Here is an 11,381-nt window from a genome sequence, read left to right on the forward strand (position 1 = left end):
CTGCTCATGAGATTAAACCATTTTTTGAACCTTTTAAGCTTAGTCCTGCTGTTGCTGTCATTAGTGACTGCCAGTGTTATTTATTATTTTCTCTATCTTCCCGCCATCGAGCAGCAGGTGTTGCAGAAGCAACAAAAAGAGTTGGCTGTGGTTCAAAAAGGGATCGAGTTTTCGCAGCGTAATCTTGAAACACTCTGTTATGACTATGCCATATGGGACGGTATGGTTGACTTTGTCGAATCAACATCTGAAGATTTTATTCAATCCAACCTTTTAGACAATACTTTTGAGGCCGCCAGTTTAGATGGTTTTTATGTTTTTAATAAGCAAGGTGGCCTTGTTTGGCATTACGCACAGAGTGAGGATTATAGTCCGCAATATTTGCCGCAATCGCTAGAGGGCTTTATTGGTAAGATTTTGCCCGCCGATACGGTATTTTCACAGAAAAAGCCCAGCATCAGAAATGGTTTGATCAATATGGGCAGTAAGCTGGTCTATTTTAGCAATGTCACCATTCTGCCGACGAGTGGCATGGGTGACATTGTCGGTAGCTTATTAGTCGTTAGAGAATTGAGTGGTAAAGTTCAGCAGGAGATAACCGAATTAAGTTTGGTTAATTTTCATATCATAAAGCTAGCTCCCCAGTTTACCGCGCCGCATATGCAGGACTTTCGCAGTCCACCAAATGTAGGAGTGTTAGCGGGCTCACATGCATGGATAATTAAGGATGTTCTAGGTCAGGCTGCAGCAGAAATTACCGTCAGTCACGATGAAGGACTAATGCCATCTATTTTCACCTTCGAATCCTTATTAATGTTTTTCAGCGTGTTGGCCATGACATTTGTAGCGATTTTACCACTCTCTTTACTCGTATTACGGCCTTTACGGGTGGCCAATAAAGTATTAACCAAAATGGCCCGTAGAGGTGTGTTGCTTAGGATGCCAACAGCGTGGCGCATAGATGAAATAGCCAATTTAACTCACTCCTTTAATTTAGTGGTGGATAAGCTTGAGCGACATCAAAATTATCTCGAAAGCCTCTCTTTTAATGATCCTTTGACCGGTATTGCGAATCGACGCAGCTTGGAAGTCTTTGCTCAGCGAGCACAAGAGCAATGGCGAGATGGCAAAGGGGCTATTGGTTTTTTAATGATTGATATCGATTATTTTAAAAGTTATAACGATTCGTTAGGCCATCAAGCGGGCGACCAAGTGCTTATTCGTATTGCGCAAGCTTTAATGGTCGAGTGTCGTCGTCGTGGAGAGCTAGTGACTCGGTATGGTGGTGAGGAGTTTTGTGTTGTGATTCAAGGGGACAATATTGCACAGATGAAGTTGTTGTCAGAGCGACTTTTAAAGCGTGTTCGAGAACTTAATATATATCATGAGCATTCTCCTTTAGAAATTATCACTGTGAGTATCGGCGGAGTGTTCTATCCACCTTTTCACCCTCAATTTGAACAGGATGACTGGCAAACTATGATAGGTTTAGCCGACAATCAGTTGTATGTTTCTAAACAAGCAGGGCGTAACTGCCTAAATATTAAATATCAAACTGTTCACCCACTAGCACTCGTGGGCGAATAATCGTTTAAACCTTAAATGTATTAACCTGTTGGCGCATCGTTGCCGCGAGCTCCGTGAGTCGATCAATCGATTGAGCTAATGCGATTGCGGACTCTGTTGAGTGCAGAGCAATATCACTGATGGCGATGATGCTACGGTTGATACTCTCTGCGACGCTACTCTGTTCCTCTGCTGCGGTAGCGATATGGGTGTTCATTTCAGTGATATTATCAACGGAACTCACAATTTCTTGTAGAGCCTGGCCTGCCATATTGGTTTGACTGTTGGCATTATCAACCTGTTTAATGCCTACATCCATCGCATTGACCGCCTCTTTTACGCCAGCTTGTAAGGTATCAATCATAGCTTCAATCTCTTGGGTGGCTTCTTGTGTGCGCTGTGCCAGCGAACGAACCTCATCTGCAACCACGGCAAAGCCGCGTCCTTGCTCGCCAGCTCTAGCAGCTTCAATCGCAGCATTTAGAGCAAGTAAATTAGTCTGCTCTGCTATTCCCTTAATAACGCTAAGTACGCTACCTATGTTTTGGCTTTCATGAGATAGATGAGTGATTACCTCAGATGTACTTTGGATCTGTTGTGACAGCTGCCTCATGCTATTGATCGATTGCTGCACGATATCATTGCCATTGGCGGCAAACTGATCGGCGTTTCTTGCTGAATCAGCGGCTGCTGTTGTGCTCTGTGCCACTTCATTGACTGTTGCTGTCATCTCGTTCATTGCTGTTGCTGTTTGCTCTGTCTCAGCTTGTTGCTGCTGAATACGAGCGTTAGATGTCTTAGTAAAATCATTTAGCTCTTGAGCCGATTCGCTTACGGTATTCGCGGCTTGAACTACGCCGCTTAATATTCCTCTAAGGTGGGTAAATAGATCGTTGAGGCTGGTAGAGATAAGTCCCAGTTCGTCATTATTCAATTGGCTAAACGTAACGGTTAGGTCGGCGTTTTTCTGAATGGCATGTAATTGGGTTCTGATATGATTAATAGGAGACATTACCGAGCGATTAATCCATACGCCGAGTATGATGCTGGCTATAACAGTCAAGGTTGTTAGGCTAATGAATAGCATCAACGATGACTCATAAATCTCAACGACTTTGTTTTTCTCTTGGGATGCAACGTTAAGCTGCAGTGTAATTAATTCAGCGATGGTACTACTGATAGGATCTATGACTTTATAAAGAGGGATGATTTCACTGTTAAGCCTGCCCTGAATATTGCCAGACATACTGCCGAGTTGCTGGATAAGCTGATTGATTTTTTGATTTGCGGGGATAAATAGTCTTTCTGCCTCTGCGGCCAATTGGCTCTCGTGAGCCGTTAACTCCGTTGAAACAAATTTCTGCCAGCGAACATCAATATTTTTGCTCGCATCACGCATGGCTTTTGTGGCTTCTTCTGCGCTAAATTCTCCAGCGTTTGCTTTATTGATGGCATCAATCACAAATACGGCATAGTCATCAGCAATCACCTTTAGATCTTCTAAGGGAACCACTCTATCGTTATAGATTGTGGTGACCCCTTGTTGAATGGTGGTCATCATGTTAATCGCAAGCACACAGATGCAGATAAGCAGCGTGAGAGGCAGTAAAATGCCAAATGCCATTTTATGTTTGATCTGAATATTATTCATTTAACTAACCCAAATAGTGGAGGCTATTTTAAAGCGATTAAACTTTAGTCGTACTAATAGGTATAGCAAAAGAATATGGGAATATGCGGAAAATGTTGCAGATACAAAAAAGCCTCGCAATGCGAGGCTTTCTTTAGACGCTAGTAGCACCTAATCAAATTTGGTGCCCGAACCCGGAATCGAACCAGGGACACGAGGATTTTCAATCCTCTGCTCTACCGACTGAGCTATTCGGGCGACGGGGTGCATTAAAAAGGTTTTGCGGTTTTGAGTCAACATTTTTTTGAAAAATAATTGAGTTATAGGCTTGTTTGAAGAAGTTTTGCTCGAAACGTTGTTTTTTGTATCAATAAACTTGCCTTAGAGAGCTGGTGGGGCACATTCGTGCCATCAGTGATCTTTTGTGGAGAATAAAAAAAGCCCCGCTAGGCGAGGCTTTTTTTATTATTTTAGCATTGCATTACTTGGGAAGTTGCTTCTCATCACCATTAACACGTGCTCTTTCAGCTTCTCTTGCCCCAACTCATCATAAGCGAGTGCCATGATCTCTAAAGCGCGTTCTGTTGATGGTGTACCAGGATAAGACTCCATTACTGACTGGGCTCTTACGGCCGCTGCGCTCCAAGCATTCATCTTAATATAGTACTCTGCGACATTAATTGAGTACTTAGCCAGACGATTTTTAAGGAATTGCATACGTTTTTGAGCATCTGCTGCGTATTTACTGTTAGGATACGACTTTATCAAACGGTCAAAGTCTTTAAAGGCATCTTGCGCTGCTTTAGGGTCTCTATCCGTTCTGTCGATATTTAACATGTCATGAAACATGTAACTGTCAGACTGCATATTAACCAACCCACGCATATAGTAGACGTAGTCGATATCTTTGTGAGTTGGGTTTAAACGGATAAAGCGATCGATATTGGCGATACCAGAAGCTGGATCATCCAGTTTGTAGTAGGCATAAATTAGGTCTAATTGTACCTGGGTTTTATGTGGGCCAAAGGGATAGCGAGAGTCTAACGCTTCTAAAGAACGTACAGCTTTACTGTAGTTTCCTAGCTCCATTGAGGTTCTAGCTTGAGTATAAAGCACATCAGGCGATGATTTACTGAGCGGCATATCATCTTCTTTTCGGCTACTACAGGCCGCTAAGGCCAGTGAAATCAGGGCGATAGCTGCGCCTTTAGCAAATTTATGCATACTTGAATTCGATTCTTTTTAAGTTGTAGTTAAGAATTTTTCCATTTCACGATAAAATAGAAACAATACGATTGTAACAGATAGCACTTTATTTTGGACCCCAAAACGCGGGTACGGTTCCTATGACACAAGAGATTAATCTAAAAAGCGAGATAACAGCAACACAAACAGGTCAAAGATTGGATCAAACTTTGGCTGAATTGTTTCCTGATTATTCTCGTACGCGCATTAAAGAGTGGATACAAACAGGTTCTGTTTATGTCGACGGTGTAGTGCAGACTAAGCCTAGAGAGAAAGTTCTTGAAGGCCAAGAAGTTCAAGTTGAAGCGATGTTGCAGGAAGAAACCAAAGCTGAAGCGCAAGCGATAGACTTGAACATTGTTTATGAAGATGATCATATTATTGTGATCAATAAGCAAGCAGGGTTAGTCGTTCACCCTGGTGCGGGCAATAGTGATGGGACCTTGCTAAATGCACTGTTGCATCATTGTCCAGCCATTGAGCTGGTGCCGCGCGCAGGTATTGTTCATCGTCTTGATAAAGACACTACCGGATTGATGGTTGTTGCTAAAACGGTAGAAGCGCAAACGCATTTAGTGGCTGCCTTGCAGGCTCGTGAAATTGTTCGTGAGTATGAAGCTATTGTTCAAGGAACCATTATTTCTGGCGGCACTGTCGATGAGCCTATCGATCGTCACCCGACCAAACGTACACACATGGCGGTGGTTCATAATGGTAAACCTGCGGTGACTCATTATCGTGTAGCGGAGAAATACCGTGCTCATACCCGATTGAGATTGCGTCTAGAGTCAGGACGTACTCACCAAATTCGTGTGCATATGGCGCATATTGGTCATGTGTTGGTTGGCGATCCTGTTTATGCTGGTCGCCCACGTCCACCAAAAGGTGTGACACCAGAGTTCTTTGAGGTTTATATGGGCTTTAAGCGTCAAGCTTTGCACGCGATAAGACTTGAACTTGCTCACCCATTTACGTTTGAAGTCATGAGCTGGCAGGCACCGATACCAGAAGATATGGTGACGCTAACTCGTGCGTTGCGCGAAGACACTAAAGCGAACCCGGCTGACTATTAAATGTTGCCAAAAGAGTGGTTTGTTCCGGCTGGAGTGAAGCTAGCCTTCACCCAGCGTTCAGGTGGCGTGAGTCTGGCTCCATACGCTAGCCTGAATTTAGGAGAGCATGTTGGCGACGACTCGTCACATGTTCAACAAAACCGCGCCATTGTTAAACAAAGCCTAGGACTCAGTGCTGACCCAGCTTGGTTAGAGCAAGTCCATGGTACCTTAGTGGTAAACCTTGATCGTGACGATAATCGCACTGCAGATGGCAGTTTTTGCCGCAGCCGTAATCATACCTGTGTGGTGATGACTGCAGACTGCCTCCCCGTTTTGATTTGCGATAAAGCTGGTACACAAGTTGCTGCAATCCATGCGGGATGGCGTGGTCTATGTGATGGCATTATTGAAACGGCGCTGAGTCATTTTTCTGTGCCTGCCGACGAGATCTGTGTTTATCTCGGTCCGGCCATTGGGGCTGACGCATTTGAAGTTGGCGCTGAAGTTAGGGAGCGGTTTGTACAGTGTCATCAACAAACTAGTGCATTTTTTATGCCTCGTGGCGATAAATATCTCGGCGATCTACAAGCAATTGCCCGGTTTCGGATCGAACAAGCTGGTGTGAAACGTATTTTCTGTTTATCCCATTGTACCTATAGCCTCAAAGAGCAGTATTTTTCCTATCGCCGCGAATCTGTGACTGGGCGAATGGCTTCTTTGATCTGGTTAGAAAAGTAGCAAGTATTTCGTTGCTAATGCATTCCTCTGCTTGAATTTAGTCAAAAAGCCCCCATCTTTAACTTATCGAAGCTTCACTTATCAAAACACTGACGGTGTACTTCATTCGTTAACTAGGAGGCTGTATGCGACTCGATCGTATGACTAATAAATTTCAGATAGCAATCTCCGATGCGCAGTCTTTAGCGTTGGGGCGTGACCATCAGTTTATTGAACCGATTCATCTTATGATGGCGCTGCTTAATCAAGATGGTGGTTCGATTCATACATTACTGACTCAAGCTGGCATCTCTGTCAGTGCGCTGCGTTCATCTTTAAACCAAGAGCTCGAAAGGTTACCGCAAATTGACGGTACTGGTGGGGATGTTCAGTTATCTCAGGCATTAATCCGTTTACTTAATTTATGCGACAAGCTGGCACAAAAACGCAAAGATAAATTTATCTCTAGTGAGCTGTTTGTGTTGGCGGCGTTGGAAGGCAGTGATGCGTTGGCTCAGAGCCTTAAAAAGTCAGGGGCGACAAAAGAGCTACTCGAACAGACAATTTTGCAGGTGAGATCGGGCAAAAATATTGATGACCCTAATGCAGAAGATCAGCGTCAAGCGTTGAAGAAGTTTACCGTGGACCTTACGGAGCGAGCAGAGCAAGGGAAATTAGACCCAGTGATCGGCCGTGATGATGAGATCCGCCGTACGATTCAAGTCTTACAGCGTCGAAGTAAGAATAACCCTGTTTTGATTGGTGAACCGGGCGTGGGCAAAACAGCCATTGTTGAAGGACTCGCTCAGCGAATCATTAATGGTGAGGTGCCTGAGGGAATTAAGAATAAGCGAGTGTTGTCGTTAGACATGGGATCACTCGTCGCTGGGGCAAAATATCGGGGTGAATTTGAAGAACGCTTAAAGGCTGTGCTTAACGAGCTGGCTCAAGAAGAGGGGCAGGTGATCCTCTTTATTGATGAGCTTCATACTATGGTTGGTGCGGGTAAATCAGATGGTGCAATGGATGCAGGTAATATGCTTAAACCTGCCTTGGCGCGTGGCGACCTTCATTGCGTTGGTGCGACGACCTTAGATGAGTATCGCCAATACATTGAAAAAGATGCAGCATTAGAACGGCGCTTTCAAAAAGTGTTGGTCGAAGAGCCTAACGTTGAAGATACCATCGCAATTTTGCGCGGTTTAAAAGAGCGTTACGAGTTGCATCATCATGTGGAGATCACCGATCCGGCAATCGTCGCTGCTGCAAGTATGTCGCACCGTTATATTTCTGATAGAAAGCTTCCCGATAAGGCTATTGACCTTATTGATGAAGCGGCTTCTAGTATTCGTATTCAGATAGACTCAAAACCTGAACCATTAGACAAGCTCGAGCGTCGTGCTATTCAGCTTAAGCTTGAAGAGCAGGCATTGAGCAAAGAAAATGATGACGCAAGTATGCGCAGGTTAAGTACATTACGCAGTGAATTAAAAGAAGTTGAACATAAAGCGGCGGAACTCAATGAAGTTTGGCACACGGAAAAAGCCGCGCTAGCTGGAACTCAGCACATTAAGGCCGACTTAGAACAAGCACGTATGGATTTAGATGTTGCTAGGCGAGCGAGTGATTTAACCCGCATGTCAGAGTTGCAGTACGGTCGGATACCTGAGCTTGAAAAACAGTTAGATTTAGCTTCTCAAGCTGAGATGCAGGACATGACCCTGTTACGAAATAAGGTCACAGATATCGAAATTGCTGAGGTGTTATCTAAAGCAACAGGTATCCCTGTTTCAAAAATGCTTGAAGGAGAGAAAGAGAAATTGTTGCATATGGAGGAAGCCCTTCATACTCGCGTGATAGGCCAAAATGAAGCGGTCGATGCAGTAGCCAATGCAATACGCCGTAGTCGAGCAGGCCTAGCTGATCCAAATCGTCCGATTGGCTCATTTCTCTTTCTTGGTCCAACAGGTGTGGGTAAGACTGAATTATGTAAATCCTTAGCTAAATTCCTGTTCGATACGGAAGGAGCTATGGTTCGAATCGACATGTCAGAGTTTATGGAAAAGCACTCGGTATCTCGGTTGGTTGGTGCGCCTCCTGGTTATGTGGGCTATGAGGAGGGAGGATATTTAACGGAAGCGGTTAGGCGTAAACCTTACTCGGTCATTTTGCTGGATGAAGTAGAGAAGGCACATCCTGATGTGTTTAACATACTTTTGCAGGTGTTAGATGATGGTCGATTAACCGATGGACAAGGCCGCACCGTTGATTTTAGAAACACTGTGGTGATCATGACATCTAACTTAGGTTCCGATGTGATCCAAGAGCGTTTCGGTATTGCCACCTATGCGGAGATGAAAGCCGAGGTGATGAATGTCGTGACACACAGTTTTAGACCAGAGTTTCTCAATCGTGTTGATGAGAGTGTGGTATTCCATCCGCTAGAGTCTGAACATATTGCTCATATTGCAAAAATTCAGATCGAAAATCTTACTGCGCGTTTAGCGGAAAAAGATTTCGAGCTTAAGGTGAGCGATGAGGCTTTGGCGTTAATCGCTCAAGCTGGTTTTGATCCTGTTTATGGAGCGCGCCCCCTTAAACGGGCTTTACAGCAAGAGGTTGAGAACCCCTTAGCGCAAAAGTTACTCAGTGGTCAGTTTGTCCCTGGTAAACCGATACTTGTAGAAAGCGCAGGAGGAGAACTCGCTTTTAGACAATAACCGCGTGTGTGTTTGCTGGTAAATGTCTAGATAGCGCAATATCAGCTCAGGCTTGCTGTTTTCAGCGGTCTGAGCTTTTTTCTGCAACCTCTAAATGAGATTGAACAATCTTTTTGCAATCAAACAAAGATTCAACTACTTTCCTAAATGACAAGATTATTTGAATTTCAGTGCATTAAAGGAGTAATGAATGAAAGCAAAGTTAATGATGGCCTCCGTCGTGGTTCTGTCTATGTTAGGTTGTAGCTCAGCACCTGAAGGCCCCGCATCGAGTGAACAGTATATTGGTGTCGGTAATGTGGACTACGATAGCCTGTATCACTTTGGCTACAATACTGGGTGTCGTTCTGCCGGGATGGTAAAGCAAGATTCAAATTTAGGCAGTGTTGAGGCGAGGAAAGATCAAGTGCTTGATGGCCTTGATGAGTTTGATAAAGGCTGGGCAGCGGGTGCGAAAGCCTGCGAGGATGGAGTTAGTCGCTCAATGTATACCGTTAAATAGTACGACGAATAAAACAGACTCAACTCGAGTCTGTTTTATTCCTAGAGTGGGTCGTGCTATTTCTTACAAAAAAGTCGTATTTTCTCTTTTTGCGCCGAAATCTCCGACTGTCTTTCCTCTTCTGTCATTCTGACTGGTTCATCGCTGTCTTCATTTTTGCGAGTCAAACGTGTGTGTGTTTCAAGTACATTAAGTTGGTGCTTGGCATTGTCACAGATTGCGCTAGCTTGTGCTTTGTCCTTTTTACTTATCTCCTGTGCAGCCAGTTCTAGGTCACTCTTTTCTGGTTCACTTACGGCTTTAACCTTAGGTGCAACAAAGCCAACTTTCTTTTGCTCTATATCTTCGCTATAGAGTTTTTCAGATTGTTTTTCTGGTGGAACTTGCTGGCTGTAGTGAGTAACGCCATTCTCATCGACCCATTTATATATCGTTGTTGCGAGTATGGTGGGGCTAAACAACATGGTAACTAATAGTATGTAATAACTTTTCCTAGTCATGATTTTGTCCATATAAGCAGTTGTCGGTATCGAGTTGGGATTAATTTTAGCCAGTAAACTAAATAATTGGAGTACTGTACAATTTACACTCAGCAATCTGTGTTATCGTTTAATTCTGCCAAGATAACTCTGCTACTAATTATATGCAAAATTTAAACAAACAGACGGTTAAGAACCGTGGCATCTATCTATTACCTAATTTATTGACAACGGCTGGTCTCTTTTCTGGTTTCTACGCTGTCATAGCGTCAATGAATGCACATTTTGAATCTGCGGCGATTGCCATCTTTATTGCCATGCTATTCGACGGGCTTGATGGTCGGGTTGCAAGAATGACCAATACCCAAAGTGCATTTGGTGCTGAGTATGACAGTATGGCAGACATGGTTTCATTTGGTGTCGCCCCGGCGTTAATCGCTTATAACTGGGGACTTGCCGAACTTGGAAAAATTGGCTGGCTAGCGGCATTCATCTATTGCGCAGGTGCAGCACTTCGTTTGGCCAGATTTAATACTCAGGTTGGGGTCGCTGACAAACGCTATTTTCAAGGGTTAGCGAGTCCGGCTGCCGCCGCAATTATTGCAGGAGCTATTTGGACGGGAACCTATTATGAGATAAGTGGTAACCAAGTTAGCTATCTAATTGCATTGTTGACCGCTGCAGCAGGCTTATTGATGGTGAGTAACTTTCGCTATTATTCGTTCAAAGACTATGACTGGCGCGGACGGGTTAATTTCATTGTAATACTGGCATTAGTTGGGTTATTTGTGATTGTATCTGTGCAGCCTGCAACGATCTTATTTGGTGCTTTTTCACTGTATGCGCTTTCAGGACCAATCTACACCATACGCAGGATTAAAAAGCTTAAGGTGAGTCATGTCGTTGGTGATGAATGTAGCGATGACAATACTGACTTACCTGTGGATACGAGTGAGCAACAAACGCAATCAGCCGATGACAATAAGAAGCCTGAGTAAAATCACAAACCGTACATTTGTTTATTGCACTAGATTTTTGGCAGAGTCGTTGTTTCTGTGCCAGACTTACTCTCCCGTTCAGGCTTAAGGTTGTTTTTTGGCTAGAAACGAGGGTCATTAGGCTAGATTCCTCATCAATGTGTAGCGCATTTGTGTGTTAATCGTTGCCTTTTATGCGTGTTTATCGTGGTTTTTCGGTCTTTCGCCTGAAAAGTGAGCGCTTGAGTGTTTTATTTTAAAAAGCCCTTGCGCCCATCCGAGAACTCCCTATAATGCGCATCCACTGACACGGCACAGCAGGCCAATCGCTCTTAGCAAACGCTAGGCAGTACGGGACTTGCAGCAGTGTGAGGGAGTTTAGTTTTTCGGAATTAGACTCAGGTGGTAAGCGCTTTAGCAGGCTTCCAGTGTTGATTGGTTATCACATTAGTGGTTAACAAATCATCGCTTGGAAAACTTCTTAAAATAA

The 11,381-nt window shown here is 44.0% G+C and carries 9 protein-coding genes and 1 tRNA gene; 6 read left to right on the top strand and 4 right to left on the bottom strand.

The window, feature by feature from the left end; all coding sequences use genetic code 11:
* Positions 1-6: 6 nt before the first annotated feature.
* Positions 7-1,587, top strand: coding sequence for a sensor domain-containing diguanylate cyclase (locus tag BEL05_RS08325; RefSeq protein WP_069670874.1), 1,581 nt, complete (start codon positions 7-9; stop codon positions 1,585-1,587).
* A gap of 4 nt (positions 1,588-1,591) precedes the next feature.
* On the opposite strand, the gene BEL05_RS08330 is transcribed toward BEL05_RS08325, so the two are convergent.
* The 3 genes from BEL05_RS08330 to BEL05_RS08340 all read right to left on the bottom strand — a co-directional run bounded on the left by BEL05_RS08330 (position 1,592) and on the right by BEL05_RS08340 (position 4,420).
* On the bottom strand, positions 1,592-3,217 hold the full coding sequence (locus BEL05_RS08330; RefSeq protein ID WP_069670875.1) for a methyl-accepting chemotaxis protein: 1,626 nt from the start codon (positions 3,215-3,217) through the stop codon (positions 1,592-1,594).
* Between the two features lie 161 nt (positions 3,218-3,378).
* Positions 3,379-3,454: transfer RNA gene (locus tag BEL05_RS08335), tRNA-Phe, on the bottom strand.
* A 207-nt stretch (positions 3,455-3,661) separates the two neighbouring features.
* Positions 3,662-4,420 carry an outer membrane protein assembly factor BamD gene (locus BEL05_RS08340; protein WP_028764233.1) on the bottom strand — a complete coding sequence of 253 codons (759 nt, stop codon included), beginning with the start codon at positions 4,418-4,420 and terminating at the stop codon, positions 3,662-3,664.
* 122 nt (positions 4,421-4,542) lie between these two features.
* Here BEL05_RS08340 and rluD point away from each other — a divergent pair, with 122 nt between their 5' ends.
* The 4 genes from rluD (at position 4,543) to BEL05_RS08360 (ending at position 9,435) form a co-directional block, all read left to right on the top strand.
* Positions 4,543-5,514 carry a 23S rRNA pseudouridine(1911/1915/1917) synthase RluD gene (gene rluD / locus BEL05_RS08345; protein WP_028764234.1) on the top strand — a complete coding sequence of 324 codons (972 nt, stop codon included), beginning with the start codon at positions 4,543-4,545 and terminating at the stop codon, positions 5,512-5,514.
* On the top strand, positions 5,515-6,234 hold the full coding sequence (pgeF, locus tag BEL05_RS08350) for a peptidoglycan editing factor PgeF (protein WP_069670876.1): 720 nt from the start codon (positions 5,515-5,517) through the stop codon (positions 6,232-6,234).
* A 125-nt stretch (positions 6,235-6,359) separates the two neighbouring features.
* Positions 6,360-8,933 (top strand): ATP-dependent chaperone ClpB, encoded by a 2,574-nt coding sequence (gene clpB / locus BEL05_RS08355; RefSeq protein ID WP_028764236.1) that lies wholly within the window; start codon positions 6,360-6,362, stop codon positions 8,931-8,933.
* Positions 8,934-9,123: 190 nt separating this feature from the next.
* Positions 9,124-9,435, top strand: coding sequence for a hypothetical protein (locus BEL05_RS08360; protein ID WP_069670877.1), 312 nt, complete (start codon positions 9,124-9,126; stop codon positions 9,433-9,435).
* A 56-nt stretch (positions 9,436-9,491) separates the two neighbouring features.
* Here BEL05_RS08360 and BEL05_RS08365 read toward each other — a convergent pair whose 3' ends face one another.
* Positions 9,492-9,935: a DUF4124 domain-containing protein gene (locus BEL05_RS08365; RefSeq protein ID WP_220746075.1), complete on the bottom strand. Its 444-nt coding sequence runs from the start codon at positions 9,933-9,935 to the stop codon at positions 9,492-9,494.
* Positions 9,936-10,078: 143 nt separating this feature from the next.
* On the opposite strand from BEL05_RS08365, the gene pssA reads away from it, so the two are divergent.
* Positions 10,079-10,912, top strand: coding sequence for a CDP-diacylglycerol--serine O-phosphatidyltransferase (pssA, locus tag BEL05_RS08370; protein ID WP_069670878.1), 834 nt, complete (start codon positions 10,079-10,081; stop codon positions 10,910-10,912).
* The last annotated feature ends 469 nt before the right edge of the window (positions 10,913-11,381 follow it).

Origin of the sequence: Shewanella colwelliana, from assembly GCF_001735525.1 — a bacterium.
In the GTDB taxonomy this organism is placed as follows: domain Bacteria; phylum Pseudomonadota; class Gammaproteobacteria; order Enterobacterales; family Shewanellaceae; genus Shewanella; species Shewanella colwelliana.